Genomic DNA, 20,679 nt, shown 5'->3' with positions numbered 1-20,679 from the left:
GCTCCCACTTCTTTTTGTTTAATTGTCTTCTTCTTTCGATCGTTTATATTCATCCATTGCTTGTTTAATCACTTTACGTATGTGGCGCTCTACGGTCCATTGGTGCATATTCTCTGTTTTTGCAATAACACGAATGGTGACAAGGGAGGTGGTCAGATCTTCTACACCGACAACGTCCGGTCCTTCTTTAATTAATTCTTTCACGTCACCAAGATCGGCACAGGCGTCTTGAATTACTTTAATGGTTTCGTCCATATTCTCTTCATATGGGATACTGACATCAACCAACGCTCGCATATTCCCGCGCGAATGATTGTGAACATCTGTGATATTACGGTTAGGGATAAAATAGAGGGTGCCGTCAAAGCCACGAATTTGTGTGGTTCTTAGGCCGACTTCTTCTACAATCCCATCGAGACCGGCTACTGTAACATAGTCACCAACATCCACTTGTTTCTCAAGTAATAGAAAAAAGCCCGTTACAACATCACTTACTAGACCTTGTGCACCAAAACCAACAGCAAGCCCTACCACACCAGCACCGGCTATTAAGGCACTTGGCGATAAGCCAAACATTTCAGCTATAAAGGTTACTAAAATAAAAATCAGCACATAGGAAAGGATGTTAACCGTAAGTTTCTCTAAAGTATGGCTACGTCCTGCAGAGATATTTCGTTGTTTCTTCATTTTAGTAAAGGATTGAGAGATGACCTTTCGACCAATTGCCCTCGCCACATAAAAGGCTATAAAAGCTATGAGTAATTTACCGATTAAGAGTAAACCATCCATGGCAATGACGCCCCAATTAAAAGTGTTTAACCAATTCATATCCATTTTCACATCAGCTCCTACAACATGTACATTATTCCTTAACGTCTTAAATCGTAGCATAGGCACATGAGAATCTCAAATGTTGACTAATGAGAAAATGAGTGCATATCGTTTCCTTACTGAAGCAAAAAGAAGTATACTTAGAAATGCACGACTTAAGTTTAACCATTGATATAGTGGGTACACTACATCGTAGAGCTTATTATAGATGAAAACACTAATTTAAATTCATTATTATTTAATATTGACTAAAAATAGTGTGTCTTTTATAATAACAAAGGTAGAAAGTTTTGAATTAGTTGAGGGAGGAATTTTGAATGTCTGATAAACGTATGGTAGGTAAACAGGCACCACGATTTGATATGGAGGCTGTTTTCCCAAACAAAGAATTTGGACGAGTTAGTCTTGAAGAAAATATGAAAAATGATAAATGGACGGTTCTTTTCTTCTATCCAATGGATTTTACATTTGTATGTCCTACTGAAATTACATCAATGAGCGACCGTAATGATGAATTTGATGATCTTGACGCTGTGATTGTTGGTGTTTCTACTGACACAATCCACACTCACAAAGCATGGATCAACACTTCACGTGATGAGAATGGTCTTGGTGACTTAAACTACTCACTTGCTGCTGATACAAACCACGCAATCTCTCGTGAGTACGGTGTATTAATTGAAGATGAAGGTATCGCTCTTCGTGGATTGTTCATCATTGATCCAGAAGGCGAACTAAAATATTCTGTTGTAAACCACAATGATATTGGTCGCGATGTAGATGAAACTCTACGTGTGCTTCAAGCACTTCAAACTGGTGGACTTTGCCCAGCAAACTGGAAGCCAGGACAAGCAACTCTATAAGTTGATTGGAGTTGTCTAAAAAGGTCTAGCAGTTTACTTGTTAGGCCTTTTCTTTTATCTAAATCTAAGGAGATGACATACTATGGCTTTAAAATTACGTTCACAAATGCCAGAGCTTGATGGCGCAACAGAATGGCTAAACGGTCAGCTAACTAAAGAAGATCTAGTTGGAACAAAACCAACATTAATTCATTTTTGGTCTGTGAGCTGCGGACTATGTAAGGAAGCAATGCCAAATGTTAATGAGTTCCGTGATAACTACAAAGATCAGTTAAATGTTATTGCTGTTCATATGCCTCGCTCTGAAAAAGATCTAGATATTGAAGAGATTAAAAAAGTGGCAGCAGAGCACAGCATTGATCAACCGATTTTTGTTGATAACGAGCACAAACTTACAGATGCATTTGAAAATGAATACGTACCAGCTTATTATGTATTTGACGAAGAAGGTCAACTTCGCCATTTCCAAGCAGGCGGTGGCGGTATGAAAATGCTGACAAAACGTGTGAACCGTGTATTAGGAATTAAAGAATAGAGAGTAACTCAAAAACCGTGCATAATGTGCGGTTTTTTTTGTTTGGGTAATTTTTGGGGATATGATCACGAAGAGGGGAGGTGTATACGGAGAATCTACGCCCGCCCACGGAAAGCGTGCCCCCCATCCCGGGAGCGGAATGACTGCAGAATCCCCGTTTTCGCATATGTATATTGAAACCCAAAAAAGAACGATCCTGATTTTTAGGACCGTTCTTCTTTGTAGAATAATTAAATACCTTCTTACACTTCCATAATGATTGGCAAAATCATTGGCTTACGTTTAGTACGTTCGTATAGGAAAGGACCTAATGTATCAGCCAATTCGTTTTTAATCTCAGACCATTGTGTCGTTTTACGTTCCATCACATTGGCAAGATGTTTAGCCAATAGCTTCTGGGCTTCATAGATTAAATCACTAGATTCGCGCATGTATACAAAGCCACGTGAGATAATATCTGGTCCTGCTGTTACCTTAAATTCTTTCATATTTAAACTAACAACAATGATAACGAGTCCTTCTTCAGAAAGAATTCTTCTATCACGAAGCACAATATTACCGATATCCCCGATTCCGTTTCCATCGACATAAACAGAACCAGACGGTACTTTACCAGTTACACCAGCTTCATCTGGATGAAGGGCAAGCACATCACCGTTATCCATAATAAAGCAATTTTCTGGTGCAACACCACAATCTTGTGCAAGCTTACTATGCATTTTAAGCATTCTATATTCTCCATGAATCGGAAGAAAATATTTTGGTTTCATTAAGCGAAGCATTAATTTTTGTTCTTCCTGACCACCGTGACCGGAAGTATGGATATCGCTTAATGGTCCGTGTATAACATTTGCACCAAGCTCGGTACAGCTGGTTAATTGTTTTGCTTACACTTAATGTGTTTCCTGGGATTGGTGAAGAAGAAAAGACAACTGTATCACCAGGAATGATTTGTATTTGTCTGTGTGTACCAAAAGCAATACGAGATAGGGCGGCCATTGGCTCCCCTTGACTGCCCGTACACAAAATAACAACTTGACTGTCAGGAAGCTTATTCAGCTGTGAATAATCAATGAATGTATTTTTAGGTGCCGAGATATAGCCGAGATCTTGACCGATATTAATCGCTGATTCCATGCTTCGACCAAATACAGCTACCTTACGTCCGTGAATAACAGCTGATTCAATCACCTGCTGCAAACGATGGATATTTGACGCAAAAGTAGCGAATATAATGCGGCCGTCTACTTTTCGGAACACACCATCAATACTTTCGCCAACCTTGCGTTCAGACATTGTGAACTCAGGAATTTCACTGTTTGTACTATCGGAAAGTAGGCAAAGTACACCTTCTTCACCGATTTTAGCCATTTTTGTAAGGTTAGCAGGTTCTCCTACAGGAGTGAAGTCAAATTTAAAGTCACCAGTATGTACAACATTACCTGGGGGTGTCTTAACGACAATTCCGTATGCATCAGGAATACTATGCGTTGTTCGGAAAAAAGATACGGATGTTTTAGTGAATTTTACTACCTCATCCTCATGAATTTCATGAAGCTTAGCTGAACGTAGCAGCCCATGCTCTTCCAGTTTACCTTTAAGCAAACCAAGAGCCAATTTACCACCATAAATAGGTACATTAATGGCCTTTAATAAATAAGGGACTCCACCGATGTGATCTTCATGTCCGTGTGTAATAAAAAGACCTTTAATTTTATCTTCATTTTTAACAAGATAGCTATAATCAGGGATGACATAATCAATACCGAGAAGTTCGTCCTCTGGAAACATAATTCCGGCGTCGATTAAGATAATTTCATCCTGAAACTGGACTGCATACGTATTTTTACCAATTTCACCCAAGCCACCTAATGCAAAGACGGCTGTTTGGTTATTTTTAGTTTGTTTCATTAATTAAACAGTCTCCGTTTTGAAATCTTCGCTATTTTGCTCGTATTCAAGATGAGCTCCAGAGAGTAATGTTACAAATTCAATATTATATTGCCGAGAAGCTAGTTTTTTGCGGACGTCTGCTTCTGATTCCCCTTCTACATAAACAGACTGTGTCCATTCACGGACTGGAACCTCGCTTGGTGATTCTTGAAAAAATACTTTAAATATACTCATTCTTACCTCTCCTTAGACATTGTTTAACACTCATTATAAAGCAATGCCTGGTTTATTTCATTGATTCTTTTTTAGAAAGCTAAAATTCATCTGTTTTGTTAGCTCTTTAGCCATCCAGTTTTCTCATGAAATAGTGGTTTTAAACCTCAAGTAGACGATTTTTAGATAATAAATTTCGACAGTTTTTAATTAATCTCTTTTTTAATCTACGTAACATGATTGGGCTCCTTTCCACCTTTAAGAAGAATATTAGGCGTATAGAATTGTATAAATGTAGTATGTGTAGCTTGTCATAAAAATGTTTCAGGTAAATTTTGATAATTACACACAAAAAAAGAGGCGCAAGTGGCCTCTTTGGTTACCTCTCCATTTATAGCTCTTTTTTTAACGAATCTTCAAATCCTTCAATTCGGTCATAAAACATAATTCCATTTAAATGATCCAAGCTCATGTTGAAAGGCGATAGCTGCGATGCCGCGTAAGCGAAGTTTGATTTCTTCCCCTTCAATAGTTGTTGCTTTTATGGTAATCCGAGAATACCGTGGTACTAAACCCTCGATGGTTCGTTCAACAGATAAGCAGCCTTCACCGTTATCAAGATGTGTTTCTTCAACTGAATGGCTAATTATTCTTGGATTAATCAATCCTAAACTATATTCATTATCCGCTTCATCAATAAGATGAAGGGCAAACATACGTTTAGATACACCAATTTGTGGCGCGGCAATCCCGATTCCAGGACGAAGATCGTATTTCTCGGAGATCTCAGGATCTTGGCTGTTAATTAGGTATTCAAGCATTTCATTTAAGGTATCAATATCCTCTTGGGATGGAGGTATAGAAACAGGCTCAGCAACTTTTCGAAGAACCGGATTTCCCTCACGTACAATATCTTTCATTGTTAACATTCGATTCACTCCTTTAATCTCTAGCTATACTTTAAAAAGAAGTGACAGAAATAGCAAGAGTTATTGATAAAATAGCTATGTAAGAAGGGGAGTCTCACCCCTTATCCTCTAAAAAGAGTTCTTATTTGTATCCTCCGCCAAGTCCGCAAGCTCCAACAATGATAAGAAGAATAAACAGAACAACGATTAAAGCAAAGCCTTTTCCACCTTTTTCGTGTCCATATCCACCTACTGGTCCACCGTATCCATATCCACAAGGATCATAACATTCGTCACAATGTCCACCATATCCATATCCCATTTAAAAAACCTCCTTTAATTTATCGCCTAATAGACGATTCACTCATACCATATGCAAAAAAAAAATTATGGCTGGACGAATGCCCATAATGATTATATTTGCTTTGTTTATTTTCATTGACGGGCTTTCTCAACATGTGTCAAAATTTAGAGGACGTTTGAATAGGAGGTACATTAATATGAAAAAAATAGTAGGACTACTCTCTGTCGTTTCATTAGGAGCTATGCTTGCAGCATGTAGCACTGACCCAGAGCAAACTGTCTATGATCATTTTGAAGCTGCAGTAGAGGAAGAATCGGTATTTGCAGAACAACAATCCTTATTGCAGGAAGCAGAACAACAAGAACAAGGATGGTATGAAGAAGTAATTGAGCTTGGAATGGACGAATATGATTCAATTGTTTCATTGACTGATCAATTATTAGAATCTGTTGAAACAAGACGTGAATTGCTCGAAGAAGAGAAAAAAGGTATTGAAGCAGGTTATGAGGAAGCTTCAAAAGCAGAAGCTGAATTTGAAAGCATTGATAACGAAGAAACAAGAAATCTTGCAAACGACGTTCAAGAAGCCATGGATAACCGATATGAAAGTTACACCACTTTGAATGGACTATACGCAGAGTCACTGGATTTAGATGAACAATTATACCAACTACTTGGCCAAGAGGATTTAGATGTAAGCGAGCTAGAGGATCAAATTGAACAAGTGAACAGCAAATATCAAGAGATAACTGACGCTACAGAGCAATTTAACAGCTTGACGGATACATATAACCAGACAAAACGAACCTTTTATGAATCAGCGGACTTAGATGTGACGTTTAACTAACACAATTGAGCTAAACTGTACCAGTATATTTAGATGTGCTGTATAACACAGATGGGTTTTTAACAAAAATGTGCCGGAATACAAACGTTGTCTTTCTAATTAATACAAAAGAATTGACTGTATTAGTGACTGTAAGGTAGACTAGATCAAGTAGACGAGTGTATCAGTATTTCTATTTTATTACTAATACAGTTATACTCTAAGTTTTAGATGTTTTTAGGTCGCTTTTGTCTCTATATATCACTAGTGCAACAAACAATACAAAAAACGTTTAGATAAGCAATATTGAGGTTATGGATCTTTAGACATTGGGTATCCTAACTGAGTGAACTTTGTAGTTTCTTGCACAAAAGATATGGACTAACGCGAACGATGAAAATGAAAGGATGAGGTGGACAAATTGAGTACAAAAACCATTGAGCAAGTAGAAGAGCAATTTGAAACCTTCCAAATTCTAAATGAGGAAGGCGAAGTCGTAAATGAATCAGCAATGCCTGATCTAAGCGACGAACAATTACAGGAGATTATGCGTCGTATGGTTTATACGCGTATTTGGGATCAACGTGCGATTGCATTAAATCGTCAAGGTCGCCTTGGTTTCTATGCACCAATGGCTGGACAAGAAGCTTCTATGCTTGGTTCACATTTTGCATTAGACAAAGAGGACTGGATTCTTCCAGGTTACCGTGATATCCCTCAACTTGTATTCCATGGTCTACCACTTTATCAAGCATTTCTTTGGTCTCGTGGACATGTCGCTGGTAGTGAATTTCCGGATGGCTTAAATGTGGCAGTTCCGCAAATCATCATCGGTGCACAAATTGTGCAAACGGCTTGGAGTAGCACTTGGACTTAAACGTAAAAAGAAAGAAAATATTTGTATTACTTACACTGGTGACGGTGGAGCTTCTCAAGGGGACTTCTATGAAGGAATGAACTTTGCAGGCGCGTACAATGCACCGGCAGTGTTTATTGTTCAAAATAACCGTTTTGCTATCTCAGTACCTGTTGAAAAGCAATCAGCTGCAAAAACAATTGCACAAAAAGCTGTAGCTGCTGGTATTGAAGGCATTCAAGTTGATGGAATGGATGTTCTTGCTGTATACGCAGCAACAACTGAGGCTCGTAAGCGTGCTCTTGCTGGTGAAGGTCCTACATTGATTGAAACACTTACTTATCGTTATGGTGCTCATACTATGGCTGGTGACGATCCAACTCGCTACCGTACATCTGAAGAAGATGATGAGTGGGCGAAAAAAGATCCACTTATTCGTTTCCGCAAATTCCTTGAAGGCAAAAAGCTTTGGAGTGAAGAGCAAGAAAACGAAGTAACCGAAAAAGCAAAAGAAGAAATTAAAGAAGCAATCAAAAAAGCGGACCAAGAGCCTAAGATGAAGGTAACTGGAATGCTTAATAATATGTTTGAAGAAGCTCCTGTTAATATTCGCGAGCAATTGGAAGAATTTACGGCAAAGGAGTCGAATTAAGTCATGGGTAATTGGACAATGGCTCAAGCCATTACGGATGGTCTTCGTAATGAGCTTAAAGCAAATGAAGATGTACTTGTTTTTGGTGAAGATGTAGGTAATAACGGCGGAGTATTCCGTGTAACAGAAAACCTTCAAAAAGAATTCGGTGAGGATCGTGTATTTGATACACCACTTGCTGAGTCTGGTATTGGTGGATTAGCAATTGGTCTTGCTTTAACTGACCACCGTCCTGTTATGGAAATTCAATTCTTCGGATTTGTATTTGAAGTATTTGATTCTGTTGCTGGACAAATGTCTCGTTGGCGTTATCGCTCAGGTGGCAAACAAACAATGCCAATTACAATTCGTTCACCATTTGGTGGCGGTGTAAAAACACCTGAGATGCATGCGGATTCTCTAGAAGGTCTTATGGCTCAGACTCCTGGTCTTAAAGTTGTTATTCCTTCAAATCCCTATGACGCAAAAGGATTAATCATTTCTTCTATTCGTGATAATGATCCTGTTGTATTCCTTGAGCACATGAAATTGTACCGTTCTTTCCGTCAAGAGGTTCCTGAGGAAGAGTACACAATTGAGCTTGGAAAAGCAGACATTAAGCGCGAAGGTAAAGACATTACGATTGTTGCTTACGGCGCAATGGTACAAGCTTCACTTAAAGCAGCTGAAGAGCTTGCTGAAGATGGAATCGAAGCAGAAGTAATTGATTTAATGACAGTTAGCCCGTTTGATGTTGAAACAGTAATCGCTTCTGTTGAAAAAACAAACCGTGCAATTGTTGTTCAAGAAGCACAAAAGCAAGCAGGTATTGCTGCTAATGTGGTTGCTGAAATTACTGAACGTGCGATTCTTTCTCTTGAAGCACCAGTATTACGTGTGACAGCACCTGATACTATTTACGCTTTTGCTACAGCGGAAGACCTATGGTTGCCTAACCATAAAGACATCGTTGAAAAAGCAAAAGAAGTTGTAAACTTTTAATTAAATGAATTAAATAGTAAGGCTCTTAGCAAAAAAGGAAACGAAACCTTGTGATAAGGCATTTGTCTATGTTGTACATGTCGAATATCTGTCACTTGGTGTCGTTCTTTCCTTTTACACGAACAGAAATCAAGGTATAATGAAGGAGGCGCTTGAGCTTGGCATATGAATATAAACTTCCGGAAGTGGGAGAAGGTATCCACGAAGGTGAAATCGTAAAGTGGTTTGTAAAAGCAGGAGACGAAGTAAAAGAGGATGATATCCTTTTAGAAGTACAAAACGACAAATCTGTTGTTGAACTTCCTTCTCCAGTTGACGGTAAGATCATTGAAGTAAAAGTTGAAGAAGGAACGGTTAGTGTTGTTGGAGATGTTATCCTAACAATTGATGACGGTTCTGGCGATGCTGCACCTTCAAAAGAAGAAGAGTCTAAAGAGGAAACTTCTAAGGAAGAGTCATCTTCTAAAGAAGAGAAATCTGCAGATACTTCAAAAGAAGCTAAGTCAGAAGATAGCAACGATGACAGTCGTGTGATCGCTATGCCTTCTGTGCGTAAATTTGCTCGTGAGAAAGACGTTAAAATCCAAGCTGTAAGTGGTTCTGGTAAAAACGGACGAGTTCTTAAAGAAGACATTGAAGCGTATCTGTCTGGTGATCAACCATCAGCAACTACAGAAGCATCTGAAGAGAAAGAAGAAAAAGCAACTTCTTCTGCATCTACACCTGCTCCAAGCTGCATCTTCTGAAGAGCTTGAAGAGCGTGTTCCACTTAAAGGAATTCGTAAGGCTATTGCTAAAGCAATGGTTAACTCCAAGCACACTGCTCCACACGTAACTCACTTGGATGAAATCGAAGTAACAAATCTTGTTTCACATCGTAAGCAGTACAAAGAGCAAGCGGCTGAACAAGGCACAAAGCTTACGTACCTTCCTTACGTTGTAAAAGCTTTAACATCAGCTATCAAAAAGTATCCAGCACTTAATGCTTCTATTGATGACGATGCACAAGAGATTGTTTACAAGAAGTACTTCAATATCGGAATCGCTGCTGATACAGAGCAAGGGCTTGTTGTACCAGTTGTGAAAAATGCTGATCGTAAGTCTATCTATGAGCTTGCTGATGACATCAATGATCTAGCTGTTAAAGCACGTGATGGTAAACTTTCTGGCGCTGAAATGAAAGGCGGATCAATCACGATCTCTAACCTTGGTTCAGCTCGTGGACAGTGGTTCACACCAGTAATCAACCATCCGGAAGTAGCTATTCTAGGTATTGGCCGTATTGAAGACAAAGCAGTTGTGAAAAACGGGGAGATTGTTGTGGCAACAATGCTTGCACTATCATTCAGTTATGACCACCGTCTAATTGATGGAGTAACAGCACAAAACGCAGTCAATCATGTAAAACGCTTGTTAAACGATCCGCAATTACTTTTAATGGAGGGTTAAACAAATGGTTGTAGGAGATTTCGCTAACGAAGTAGATACACTAATCATTGGTTCAGGTCCAGGAGGTTATGTAGCAGCAATTCGTGCTGCTCAGCTTGGACAGAAAGTAACAGTTGTAGAAAAAGGGACAATCGGTGGAGTTTGCTTAAACGTAGGTTGTATTCCTTCAAAAGCTCTTATCTCAGCTTGGACACAAGTTCCACACGGCTCAACATTCTGACGATATCGGAATTGTAGCAGAAAATGTTACTGTTAACTTCGAAAAAGTTCAAGAATGGAAATCATCAGTTGTTGATAAACTAACTGGTGGAGTTAAAGGCCTTTTCAAAGGGAACAAAATTGATTATGTTCAAGGAGAAGCTTATTTCTCTTCTGAAGATACAGTTAAAGTTGCTGATGAAAACAGCGCGACAACATACAAATTTAAGAACTGCATCATCGCTACAGGTTCAAGCCCGATTGAACTTCCATCTTTCAAATTTACTGATCGTGTAATCAGTTCTACAGGTGCTCTTGCTCTTAAAGAAGTACCTAAGAAAATGGTTGTAATCGGTGGTGGATACATCGGCGTTGAGTTAGCTGGTGCTTATTCAAATCTTGGTGCTGAAGTAGTTATTGTTGAAGGGGCGAAGCAAATTCTTCCTGGATTCGAGAAGCAAATGGCCAAGTTAGTTGAAAAACGCTTGAAGAAGAACAACGTAACGATTCACACAGATGCGAAAGCACTTGGAGTTGAAGAGTCTGCTGATGGCGTAAAAGTAAAAGCTGAAATCAAAGGGGAAGAGCAAGTAATTGATGCTGATTACCTATTGGTTACAGTTGGCCGAAAAGCCAACACAGAAGAGCTTGGACTTGAAGCAATTGGTATCGAAATGACAGACCGTGGTCTAATCAAAATCGATAAGCAAACTCGTACAAGTGTTAAGAACATCTTTGCTATTGGTGATATCGTAGAAGGTCCTGCACTTGCTCACAAAGCTTCTTATGAAGGTAAAGTGGCTGCAGAAGTAATCTCTGGCGAAAAGTCTGAGATCGACTATCTAGGTATTCCTGCTGTTTGTTTCTCTGATCCAGAGCTTGCAACAGTTGGTTACACAGAAGCAGAAGCAAAAGAAGCTGGCTACGATGTAAAAGCATCTAAGTTCCCTTACGCTGCCAACGGACGTGCTCTATCTCTTAATGATACTGAAGGCTTCATGAAGCTTATCACTCGTAAAGAAGATGGATTACTAATTGGAGCACAGGTTGCTGGTGTAAACGCATCTGACGTGATTGCTGAGTTAGGACTTGCAATTGAAACTGGTATGACTGCAGAAGACATCGCACTTACTATTCATGCACATCCAACACTTGGTGAAATCACTATGGAAGCAGCTGAAGTTGCACTAGGATCTCCTATCCATATCATGTAATCATTAAAAACCTCCCATTCATTTGGGAGGTTTTTTATCCATTTTAAAATGGATAAAGCTACAGCAGCAGCGGATATACTCACCGTACGCGCAGGGCGACGGGTGAGTATATGAAGCCTCACGTGAGCCCCCATTTACGCCCTAAGCTTGGTTTTTACTTATCTCAGGTTTCATTTGAAACCAAGCCAAAAGATGAACGATCATAATCAAATTAGGATCGCTTATCTTTTTAGGTTATCAGGATACATCTGTTCCAACCTCTATTTAGATACAAAATAAAAAAACCTTCTGCTATAGAAGATTTTTTGAGTGCTTATCCCATTTTTATGTTAAGTTCTAGAAGATTAGATAAAAGCATTAAGATTTCTTCTTTTTTATTCATACCCTCAATTCTAAGTGAAATATCTTCACCATCAAGACAGAGGATGGTTGGAAATTGTACAATATCGTAATACTGAATCTTTTCTTGATCAGATGAATCAACAATAACTAGCTCGGGCATTTCATCTGGATAATCGCTACTCAGTTCAATAAGAGCATCGTAGTAATTAGTTTCTTGTTCACGTTCCGGATTGTCAGCATCTGAAAAAAGGACTGCAACAGGGGCGTCTTCTTGTGTTTGACTAATAGGGCTGGAGGGTGAGGTTGACGCAGCAATACAGCTTGTCAGTATTAACAGTGCACAAGAACTCAGTATAATTAGCCACTTATTCAATCTCTCTCACTTCCCTTCAGTATGTCTTAACTTAACAATCAATATTTTCAGTTTATCATGTTTCGATCTAACAAGATGGAAAGTAACATAAATGTAATGAAATAGAAATAGATAGTAAAAAGAAAGCCGAGAATAGTGTTAAAATCTCGGCTTTCTTTATTTATTTTTTATTTTTAAGGCTATCGATCTTCGCCTTACGAAATTTCTCTTTTTCTTCTTTTAGTTTATTTTGCTCACTTTTTAATCTAGCGCGTTCTTGACGAAGACGTTCTTTATCTTGAGCTAGAAGTGGTTTCTCGTCTCCAAGTGACTTCATTAATGCGACAACCATCATAATCATAATGAACGTAAATGGAAAGGCTCCTATGATTGCGGTAGTTTGAAGGGCATTCAGTCCTTGTTCAGACGTTAGTAGAACTGCAGCAGTTCCAGAAATAACGAGACCCCATACCAATTTAACAACATTTGGAGGATTAAGCATACCACCAGTCGTTTGCATGCCTAGAACAACTGTAGCTGAGTCTGCAGACGTTACAAAAAATGAGCCTATTAATACTAATGCAACTAAAGATACAAACATAGTAAACGGGAATTGCTCTAGTAGAGCGAACAAAGCAACTTCCTCACCTGATGTTGCAATCATCTCACCTATACCGCTACCGATTCTTTCAAGCTGTATGCCGGCTCCGCCAAAAACACTAAACCATAATGCCCCGAAAAGTGCAGGTACGGCTATAACACCAATAACGAACTCTCTAATTGTACGCCCTCTTGAAACACGAGCAATAAATGATCCAACAAATGGAGACCAAGAAATCCACCAAGCCCAATAAAATAAAGTCCAGTCTTGAATCCATGTATTTTCTGAATCATAAATATCAAGTGAAAAACTCATGTTAATGAAGTTTTGAAGATAATTACCAATTCCTTGTGTGAAGACACCCATCATATATGCTGTTGATCCAGCAAAAAGAACAAATAACATAAGTGCTATTGCAAGGTAGACATTAAGATTACTCAAATATCGAATACCTTTATCAATACCAGTAAGAGCAGATACACTGAACAATATTGTTACAATAACAATGACAATCAAATTAAGAAATGTAGGGTTAAGATTTAAGATAGATGGAAATAGGAACCCTAAGCCTCCTGAAATTTGTGCTGCTCCAAAGCCTAGAGAGGTAGCTACACCAAAAACAGTTGCTATGACAACAAATACATTAATAGTGGTACCTAGTCCTCCATCAACTCTATTTCCTACCAGTGGACGAAGTGTTGAGCTAAACATAGCCGGTTCGTCTTTTCTAAACTGAAAGTAAGCAAGGCACAATGCAACAACAGAATAAATCGCCCAAGGATGAATACCCCAGTGGAACATAGAGTACTGTATGGCTTCTGCTGCAGCTTGGTTAGTACCTGGATCTGCTCTAAATGGGGTGTTTAGATGGCTGATCGGTTCAGCCGCCCCCCAGAATACAAGACCGATCCCCATGCCAACAGTAAACAAGAATGCAAACCAAGTCAAAAAGCTATATTGAGGTTTTTCATCGGGTTTACCCAGTTTGATTTTTCCATATGGGCTAAAGATAAGATAGATAGAAAACCCTACAAAAAAGGTGGCAGCTAATAAATAAAACCAACCTAATTGACCCGTTAAAAATCCTTGAACAGTCGATGTAACGGAGTCAAGATTATTTGGAAGTAAAACTCCCCATAAAATAAAAGCTATAGCAATAATAATAGAAATCATAAATACTGATGTCGTGTTTTTCAAATTCTTTTCTCCTCCTCGAAAGATGTGCAACGTTCCCTACGCTATCATAATTACGTAATAATCACAAACCGAATATAACGATTAAAAACAATCATATCAAAGAGATATGTACCTCAAAAACGACAATGTTAAACATTTATCTAGAAAAACTGATATTTATGTTGAACTTATTATTTACCTTATCAAGAAAAACCACTCATCAAAGTGTGTAACAATGCAGAATCCTTAACAGAATGCTTGTCGCAAGAAGGAAGTTTTTGTTAAGATAAGTCACATGTTTGAAAGTGTGAGGGGGAGAAGCATGAAAAAAACAATGATCTATGGATCAATGAGCATGTTGATGCTAGCTGCTTGTAATTCTGCATCTCAAGAAGCGGATACACCTGAAATAACCGAAGAAGAGCCAGATCAACAGCAGGAGCAGCCTGAAGAGGTAGAAGAGCCAACAGAAGAAATAGATCCAGATGATAGTGATGAACAAGAGGATAGTGAAGAAGTAGTAGAAGAAGTAGAGCCGGAGTATGAGATTAATGATGTTATCTGGACGGTTGATCCACTTGAGGATGCAAATCCTGAAGTAGTACTTGCAACATTTGATGATGCACCGGATAAACATGCCGTTGAGATGGCACAAACCTTAAAAGAAAATAATGTTCAAGCTATCTTTTTTGTAAATGGACATTTTTTAAATACGGATGAAGAAAAAGAAAAGCTTAAGGAAATACATAATATGGGCTTTCCCATTGGGAACCATACAATGACACATCAAGATCTAAAGTCGTTATCTGAAGAAGAACAGTATGAAGAGATTGTTGAGGTTAGTGACACCGTAGAAGAGATTATTGGAGAGCGTCCTCGTTTTTTCCGTGCACCATTTGGCTCTAACACAGATTATTCAAAAGAGCTTGTTGCAGAAGAGGGTATGACCTTAATGAATTGGACATATGGTTATGACTGGGAATCAGAGTATCAAGATGCAGATGCACTAGCAGATATCATGGTGAACAGTGAATTCCTCCAGAATGGGGCTAACCTATTAATGCATGATCGAGATTGGACAAATGAAGCACTTCCGACTATTATCGATGGACTCCGTGAACAAGGATATGAATTTGTTGACCCTGACTTGATTAAATAAAAAAGAGAGCTTAAAGACATATAATCTTTAAGCTCTCTTTTATTTGAATTTAGCGAATCGCATGTTGTTCTTTAATAACAAGTAATGTTTGTAGCGTTTCATCTTCTGGACCTTGTACAGGCAAGCCAGCTTCTAGATTTTTTTGCACATAGTCTAGATTCTCAGGAGTGATAATCTCTCCAGGAATCAAAATTGGGATGCCTGGGGGATAAACCATAATAAACTCTGCGATAATTCGACCGGCAGATTCCGCAAAAGCAACACTTTCTACCTCAGAATAGAACGCATCTCTTGGTGATAACGCAAGAGTTGGTACATCAGGTACAAGAATTGGGAATGAACTGTGAGTCGGTTGATTTGTCAAATTAAATTGCTCAGACATTGTTTCTAACGCGTGAATGAGTATATTCATTTTTTCTTCAGTATCACCAAAAGAAACGATGCAAAGAATATTATATAGATCTGAAAGTTCTACTTCTATTGTGAAATTCTCGCGCAACCATACCTCAGCATCATGTCCTGAGATACCTAAACCTTTTAATGAAATAATTAATTTAGTTGGATCATATGAATGTGCGGATTGTAGTGACAGTAATGAATCACCTAAACAGACCAATCCATTAATTTTGTTAATTTGCGCACGAGCTTTTTCTGCTAATTGGATAGTTTCGGTAAGTAAAGCCTCACCATTAATGGCTAGTTGTTTTCTAGCAGCATCTAAAGACGATAAAAGTAAATACGATGTAGAAGTTGTTGTCAGCATACTAATAATTGCCTGAACTCGTTTTGCGGAGACAAGACCTTCTTTTATGTTTAAAATGGAGCTTTGAGTTAGTGAACCTCCAAGCTTATGAACACTTGTTGCAGCCATATCAGCGCCTGCTTGCATTGCAGAGAGTGGCAACTCGTCATGAAAATGAATATGAACACCATGAGCCTCATCTACTAATACGGGAATGGAATAAGAGTGCGCAAGTTGAACAATTTGTTCCAAATCACCTGCAATACCAAAATAAGTCGGGTTGATGACCAGTATTCCTTTAGCATCAGGATGAGCTTCGAGAGCCTTCTCAGCAGATGATACAGTCACACCATGAGAAATTCCATGAGTCGCATCAATCTCAGGGTGAATAAATATCGGCATTGCTCCTGAAAAAATAATCGCAGACATAATCGATTTATGGACATTTCGTGGTACAATCAGTTTTTCACCTGGTTTACAAACAGACATAATCATTGTCATAATTGCTCCGCTAGTGCCCTGTACAGAAAAAAATGTGTAATCGGCTCCAAACGCTTCAGCAGCCAAACCTTGCGCTTCCTTTATAATTCCAGAAGGATGATGAAGGTCATCAAGAGGGGCTATATTAATCATATCTATCGACAAGGCATTTTCTCCAATAAACTGCCTAAATTCAGGTTCCATTCCAGATCCTTGTTTATGTCCAGGGATATGAAATTGAACGGGTTTTTTTTGTGCATGTTCTTTAACACCTGTGAATATTGGTGTTACATGTTGTGATCTGGGCAAATAGCACACCTCTTTATAAAAGAATGTAGGTCATTAATAACCTAAAATAACTAAAACAAAGTTGAGTATATCAAATTCAGCGATCTTTGTAACTAGGAAGATTAGGAAGGGGTAAAATAGATGAACATGCCAATATCACTAGACTGGTCTACAGAAGAAGTAGTAGATGTCATTCATTTTTTTCAAGGAGTAGAGGAGGCGCATCAAAAAGCTGGAATTAGTCGTGACGATTTACTAAGTCGTTACCGTCGATTCAAAGAGATTGTGCCTTCTAAGAGTGAAGAAAAACAAGTATGTAAGGAGTTTGACGAGGAGGCAGGTGTTTCCTGTTATCGTGCCGTTCAAGCAGCCAAAGCAGGGGAGACTGAACGAGTTAGATTATGAGTGTATGACGTAAAAAGAAATTCTGTGGGAGGCGAAGCGCCCGCTTAAAACGCAAATCAATTGTGCATTATTGAAACAAAACGACCAACGATCCTTAGATTTGGATGTTGGTCGTTTTGCTTGAAGAGACATAGAAGTGAGTGTGAATACTCAGATAGCATGTGTAGAAAATCAGGATTGGTGCCTTTTCGCGTAAGAGCTTGTGCCGCCAACTCTTACGTAGTAGGGATGCTTGCTTGTTGAGCTTCTTGATAAAGAGGCATAACCGTTTTAAAAGTTTGTTCGATTTTAGCAAGTAATTTTTCACCATCTGCTAAAATTGGGTCATTTCGGTCTATTGTTACACCGCAAAGTAGCTCGGATTTTTTAACATCTCGAAGTCGTTTAAACATAGCTTCTAGATCATCTTCGGTAAGGTCGCCATGTTTAGATGAGGCTTGTTTCATATGATCCAACGACCAGGAGAAATCATTTGGAATCGTGTTCTTCCATTTTGAGACATCCGTTAAAAGCTGATTGGCGAGACTTGGTTTCACCTGAGCCTCATAAATAACAGCAAACCAGATAAAGAGATGAGATTCGTAAAGTCCAACTTGAAAATGAGGCATCATTTTGTATCCGCGTTTATTAGCAGCGAATGCGACCCATGTGTCGTTAGGAGGGTTTACCTTTCTTCTGGCGTGCTTGGGCAATGTGAGTGAAAAATTCATCACCGGCAATCGCACTTAAACTTGGAACAATTTCATCCGCAATCGATTGGAACTTAGGTTGAATGTTGGTTTGTATTCCTTTCATTCGAGCTTCTAAGCCATCTATTTGAAATACATCAAAATCTTTTTGTGTGAATCCTTTAAACATATTTCTTTCACTCCTTAACAATCGTCATAATGATTCTATCGTACCATACTCTTCGTGCATACCTATGAATAATGCTTTTGTATGAACTAAACGAATTGATATTGCATTATTGATCTAGAAAATGTATAATATCCTTATAAATCAGAATTTTTAATTAGTTTGATTTTCTGGGTTGAAAGGAGTGAGTGAGATGGAGAAGGTAATCCATACAGTTCAAGTAAAAGATGAGGCGCTTCGTCTTCCGGTATTAAGGTTAGAATTAGATTATGAGTTAATGACTTTGCATGATGCGATCGTTAATGAGGACACTTCTGCCATTGAAAAAAGCAAGGTATGTTTGAATCAACTTAGAGAAGAATGGATACAACTTCAAAAGTAGCAAAATTAAATATGTAATCAATAATGAAAGCGCAATCATTTATGGTTGTGCTTTTTTGCATAGCGAAAGAACTCGCGTGAGTGTTCATTTAACTTTATTTATGTCATAATGATGGTGTTATCAGGAAATATGGCTCAATTTGACCTTACTTTAGGGGGACTAACAATGGCTGATTGGAATGAACTTGGAAAAGTAGCTCGGAAGTGGACATATGAGGCAGCAGAACAAATTAAACGTGCATTAGCAAATCCTTTTAAGGTTGAAGCAAAATCAGGTCCAGATGACTTGGTGACTGAAGTGGATAAAAATACGGAAGCGTTTTTTTATCAAAAGATAAAAGAAACTTATCCTGATCATTCGTTTTTAGGAGAAGAAGGAACCGCTGAGAAGATTCATTCTACAGATGGAATTGTCTGGATCATTGACCCGATTGATGGGACGATGAACTTTGTCCAACAAAAAATCAAATTTGCTATTTCCATCGGTATTTTTGAAGATGGAGTTGGTAAAGTCGGTCTTGTATATGATGTAATGGCAGATGAAATGTTTTATGCAGTCCAGGGGCAAGGAGCCTATGTGAACCAATTAGAGTTAGTTGCTGGAAAAGAAAGACCATTAAATGAATCAATTGTAGGGCTTAATGCACGTTGGTTAGCCGAAACAAATCACCCTCATGCTAATCCTTTAATGGCATTAGTGAGGGACTCGAGAAGTGTTCGTTCTTATGGTTCAGCTGCAATTGAAATGGCCTATGTGGCAGCTGATCGACTTGATGCGTATGTAAGTGTGAATTTATCACCGTGGGATTATGCGGGTGCATCCGTATTGTTAGAAGAAATGGGTTATTGCACCTCTTCTTTTTCAGGGAAAGCACTCTCGCTACTTGAGGGAGGTACAGTTATCGCAGCCAAACAGCATTACAAAGAGAAATTGTATCTGCTTATGTAGGGGAGGAGCATTAATGAAAAAAGTAGGTTTTATTGGTTTAGGTACGATGGGTTTACCAATGGCAAAACATCTAATTGATACGGGATATGAAACATTTGTAGTTAGCAGAAGTCGAGGTCCAATTGAGGAAGCCATTTCATATGGTGCAAAGGAAGCTAAAACACCAAAGCAGTTAATGGAAACGTGTGATATTGTCATGACTTGTTTACCTGTACCAAAAACGATTGAAGATGTGTATGAGGGAGAAGACGGTCTGATCGCCGGAGCATCTCCAGGTAAGGTTGTGATTGATCATTCAACTGTTGACCGACAAACAAATGAAAGAGTGCAAGCATTACTTAGAGAAAAGGGCACCGGTTTTATGGATGCTCCAGTAAGTGGAGGTCCAATGGGGGCAGTTGCCGGAAGCTTAACGATTATGTGTGGTGGCGAAGAGCAAACTTTTATGCTTGCTGAGCCGGTGATGAAATCTTACGGGGCATATATCGTTCATGTTGGGCCAATAGGAAGTGGCACAGTTATTAAACTGCTTAATAATATGTTAATTGGCGTACACCAAGCAGCACTAGCAGAATGTTATGTAATGGCTGAAAAAGCAGGTGTAGACCCTGCCATAGCGTATGATTTAATTCAAAAAAGTGCGGGATTTTCAAAAAGTATGGATTGGGCGGTAGATGCCATACTTGATCGGGAGTTTGATGCGAGATTTTCAATAAACTTACTTGATAAGGATATTGGACTAGCATTGGAACTAGCAAATGAAATTAATATGCCTTTAGATATGGTTAAGCTTGGTGCGGAGAAAGTAGCGCTTGCTAAGGAGAAATACGGACATCAAGATGTTAGTGCCATTGTTCGTCCATTAGAAGAAAAAACCGGTGTTATTTTAAAGCGACACACGAAAGAAAAATAAAACCAAGGATATAGTGTCCTTGGTTTTATTTTTCCTTTTTAGTTCACTTCAGATTGATTATTTTCACGGATACGTTTCTTTAGAGTAAATCCAAGGCCCATTGCCAAGATGACGCCGACAACTGCAAGAAGAGCGATAAGAATACTTCTTTCAGCGACTGCAATTCCAATACTCATAATACACGCTACAGTAATGGCTGCTAGTAATAAAAACAATAGATTCTCTTTTTTCAAGTCAGATCCTCCTTAAAACACAAACTTACTATAAATAGTGTAACGTGATTTACTCAAAAGAAAAGGTAATCATGTGACAA

Annotated in this window: 16 protein-coding genes and 6 pseudogenes; 12 read left to right on the top strand and 10 right to left on the bottom strand. The window is 38.7% G+C overall.

What is annotated here, in order from left to right; genetic code table 11:
* Positions 1-18: 18 nt before the first annotated feature.
* Entirely contained in the window at positions 19-828 is an 810-nt protein-coding gene (locus tag NDM98_RS04750) for a mechanosensitive ion channel family protein (RefSeq protein ID WP_251608949.1), read from the bottom strand.
* Positions 829-1,148: 320 nt separating this feature from the next.
* Between NDM98_RS04750 and NDM98_RS04745 the strand changes: the two genes are divergently transcribed.
* Both NDM98_RS04745 and NDM98_RS04740 read left to right on the top strand, forming a co-directional pair.
* Positions 1,149-1,694 (top strand): peroxiredoxin, encoded by a 546-nt coding sequence (locus tag NDM98_RS04745; RefSeq protein ID WP_251604998.1) that lies wholly within the window; start codon positions 1,149-1,151, stop codon positions 1,692-1,694.
* An 82-nt stretch (positions 1,695-1,776) separates the two neighbouring features.
* Positions 1,777-2,229, top strand: a complete 453-nt coding sequence (locus tag NDM98_RS04740) for a redoxin domain-containing protein (RefSeq protein ID WP_251604995.1) — start codon at positions 1,777-1,779, stop codon at positions 2,227-2,229.
* A gap of 242 nt (positions 2,230-2,471) precedes the next feature.
* Here NDM98_RS04740 and rnjA read toward each other — a convergent pair.
* From rnjA to NDM98_RS04720, 4 genes and pseudogenes are all read right to left on the bottom strand, one after another.
* Positions 2,472-4,140, bottom strand: a pseudogene (gene rnjA, locus NDM98_RS04735) (ribonuclease J1).
* 3 nt (positions 4,141-4,143) lie between these two features.
* Positions 4,144-4,356: a DNA-directed RNA polymerase subunit epsilon gene (locus NDM98_RS04730; protein ID WP_251604993.1), complete on the bottom strand. Its 213-nt coding sequence runs from the start codon at positions 4,354-4,356 to the stop codon at positions 4,144-4,146.
* A gap of 370 nt (positions 4,357-4,726) precedes the next feature.
* Positions 4,727-5,264 (bottom strand): annotated as a pseudogene (gene def / locus NDM98_RS04725) (peptide deformylase).
* A gap of 121 nt (positions 5,265-5,385) precedes the next feature.
* Entirely contained in the window at positions 5,386-5,565 is a 180-nt protein-coding gene (locus NDM98_RS04720; RefSeq protein WP_251604991.1) for a YjcZ family sporulation protein, read from the bottom strand.
* Between the two features lie 178 nt (positions 5,566-5,743).
* On the opposite strand from NDM98_RS04720, the gene NDM98_RS04715 reads away from it, so the two are divergent.
* The 5 genes and pseudogenes from NDM98_RS04715 (at position 5,744) to lpdA (ending at position 11,723) form a co-directional block, all read left to right on the top strand.
* Positions 5,744-6,394 (top strand): YkyA family protein, encoded by a 651-nt coding sequence (locus NDM98_RS04715; RefSeq protein ID WP_251604989.1) that lies wholly within the window; start codon positions 5,744-5,746, stop codon positions 6,392-6,394.
* 400 nt (positions 6,395-6,794) lie between these two features.
* Positions 6,795-7,881, top strand: a pseudogene (gene pdhA, locus NDM98_RS04710) (pyruvate dehydrogenase (acetyl-transferring) E1 component subunit alpha).
* A gap of 3 nt (positions 7,882-7,884) precedes the next feature.
* Positions 7,885-8,862 (top strand): alpha-ketoacid dehydrogenase subunit beta, encoded by a 978-nt coding sequence (locus tag NDM98_RS04705; RefSeq protein WP_251604987.1) that lies wholly within the window; start codon positions 7,885-7,887, stop codon positions 8,860-8,862.
* Between the two features lie 152 nt (positions 8,863-9,014).
* A pseudogene (locus NDM98_RS04700) lies at positions 9,015-10,311 on the top strand (dihydrolipoamide acetyltransferase family protein).
* Between the two features lie 4 nt (positions 10,312-10,315).
* Positions 10,316-11,723: pseudogene (lpdA, locus tag NDM98_RS04695) on the top strand (dihydrolipoyl dehydrogenase).
* Between the two features lie 313 nt (positions 11,724-12,036).
* Here lpdA and NDM98_RS04690 read toward each other — a convergent pair.
* The gene (locus NDM98_RS04690; RefSeq protein ID WP_251604985.1) at positions 12,037-12,438 is read right to left on the bottom strand and encodes a hypothetical protein; all 402 of its coding nucleotides are present in this window, start codon (positions 12,436-12,438) and stop codon (positions 12,037-12,039) included.
* A 160-nt stretch (positions 12,439-12,598) separates the two neighbouring features.
* Complete coding sequence (locus NDM98_RS04685; protein ID WP_285803881.1) at positions 12,599-14,215, bottom strand: BCCT family transporter; 1,617 nt, start codon at positions 14,213-14,215, stop codon at positions 12,599-12,601.
* Positions 14,216-14,516: 301 nt separating this feature from the next.
* Here NDM98_RS04685 and NDM98_RS04680 point away from each other — a divergent pair, with 301 nt between their 5' ends.
* A complete protein-coding gene (locus NDM98_RS04680) occupies positions 14,517-15,353 on the top strand; it encodes a polysaccharide deacetylase family protein (protein ID WP_251604983.1) in 837 nt (278 codons plus the stop codon).
* Between the two features lie 49 nt (positions 15,354-15,402).
* On the opposite strand, the gene NDM98_RS04675 is transcribed toward NDM98_RS04680, so the two are convergent.
* Positions 15,403-16,884, bottom strand: a complete 1,482-nt coding sequence (locus NDM98_RS04675; RefSeq protein ID WP_251604981.1) for an aminotransferase class I/II-fold pyridoxal phosphate-dependent enzyme — start codon at positions 16,882-16,884, stop codon at positions 15,403-15,405.
* Between the two features lie 120 nt (positions 16,885-17,004).
* On the opposite strand from NDM98_RS04675, the gene NDM98_RS04670 reads away from it, so the two are divergent.
* Positions 17,005-17,268, top strand: a complete 264-nt coding sequence (locus NDM98_RS04670; RefSeq protein ID WP_251604979.1) for a UPF0223 family protein — start codon at positions 17,005-17,007, stop codon at positions 17,266-17,268.
* A gap of 215 nt (positions 17,269-17,483) precedes the next feature.
* Here NDM98_RS04670 and NDM98_RS04665 read toward each other — a convergent pair.
* Positions 17,484-18,126, bottom strand: a pseudogene (locus NDM98_RS04665) (YktB family protein).
* Positions 18,127-18,316: 190 nt separating this feature from the next.
* Here NDM98_RS04665 and NDM98_RS04660 point away from each other — a divergent pair.
* From NDM98_RS04660 to NDM98_RS04650, 3 genes are all read left to right on the top strand, one after another.
* Complete coding sequence (locus tag NDM98_RS04660; protein WP_251604977.1) at positions 18,317-18,505, top strand: YkzI domain-containing protein; 189 nt, start codon at positions 18,317-18,319, stop codon at positions 18,503-18,505.
* A gap of 165 nt (positions 18,506-18,670) precedes the next feature.
* Positions 18,671-19,453 (top strand): inositol monophosphatase family protein, encoded by a 783-nt coding sequence (locus NDM98_RS04655; RefSeq protein WP_251604976.1) that lies wholly within the window; start codon positions 18,671-18,673, stop codon positions 19,451-19,453.
* 13 nt (positions 19,454-19,466) lie between these two features.
* Complete coding sequence (locus NDM98_RS04650; protein WP_251604975.1) at positions 19,467-20,366, top strand: NAD(P)-dependent oxidoreductase; 900 nt, start codon at positions 19,467-19,469, stop codon at positions 20,364-20,366.
* Positions 20,367-20,404: 38 nt separating this feature from the next.
* Here the strand turns inward: NDM98_RS04650 and NDM98_RS04645 are convergent, their stop codons facing one another.
* Complete coding sequence (locus NDM98_RS04645) at positions 20,405-20,599, bottom strand: YlaF family protein (RefSeq protein WP_251604974.1); 195 nt, start codon at positions 20,597-20,599, stop codon at positions 20,405-20,407.
* Between the last annotated feature and the right edge of the window lie 80 nt (positions 20,600-20,679).

The organism is Alkalicoccobacillus plakortidis (assembly GCF_023703085.1).
Taxonomy (GTDB): domain Bacteria; phylum Bacillota; class Bacilli; order Bacillales; family Bacillaceae_D; genus Alkalicoccobacillus; species Alkalicoccobacillus plakortidis.
This window is presented reverse-complemented; position numbering and strand designations above follow the sequence as displayed.

What these genes read in the sequence shown, in the direction of transcription:
- NDM98_RS04750 (WP_251608949.1), bottom strand. Translation starts at nt 828, where the DNA reads ATGAATTGGTTAAACACTTTTAATTGGGGCGTCATTGCCATGGATGGT.
- NDM98_RS04745 (WP_251604998.1), top strand. Translation starts at nt 1,149, where the DNA reads ATGTCTGATAAACGTATGGTAGGTAAACAGGCACCACGATTTGATATG.
- NDM98_RS04740 (WP_251604995.1), top strand. Translation starts at nt 1,777, where the DNA reads ATGGCTTTAAAATTACGTTCACAAATGCCAGAGCTTGATGGCGCAACA.
- NDM98_RS04730 (WP_251604993.1), bottom strand. Translation starts at nt 4,356, where the DNA reads ATGAGTATATTTAAAGTATTTTTTCAAGAATCACCAAGCGAGGTTCCA.
- NDM98_RS04720 (WP_251604991.1), bottom strand. Translation starts at nt 5,565, where the DNA reads ATGGGATATGGATATGGTGGACATTGTGACGAATGTTATGATCCTTGT.
- NDM98_RS04715 (WP_251604989.1), top strand. Translation starts at nt 5,744, where the DNA reads ATGAAAAAAATAGTAGGACTACTCTCTGTCGTTTCATTAGGAGCTATG.
- NDM98_RS04705 (WP_251604987.1), top strand. Translation starts at nt 7,885, where the DNA reads ATGGGTAATTGGACAATGGCTCAAGCCATTACGGATGGTCTTCGTAAT.
- NDM98_RS04680 (WP_251604983.1), top strand. Translation starts at nt 14,517, where the DNA reads ATGAAAAAAACAATGATCTATGGATCAATGAGCATGTTGATGCTAGCT.
- NDM98_RS04670 (WP_251604979.1), top strand. Translation starts at nt 17,005, where the DNA reads ATGAACATGCCAATATCACTAGACTGGTCTACAGAAGAAGTAGTAGAT.
- NDM98_RS04660 (WP_251604977.1), top strand. Translation starts at nt 18,317, where the DNA reads ATGGAGAAGGTAATCCATACAGTTCAAGTAAAAGATGAGGCGCTTCGT.
- NDM98_RS04655 (WP_251604976.1), top strand. Translation starts at nt 18,671, where the DNA reads ATGGCTGATTGGAATGAACTTGGAAAAGTAGCTCGGAAGTGGACATAT.
- NDM98_RS04650 (WP_251604975.1), top strand. Translation starts at nt 19,467, where the DNA reads ATGAAAAAAGTAGGTTTTATTGGTTTAGGTACGATGGGTTTACCAATG.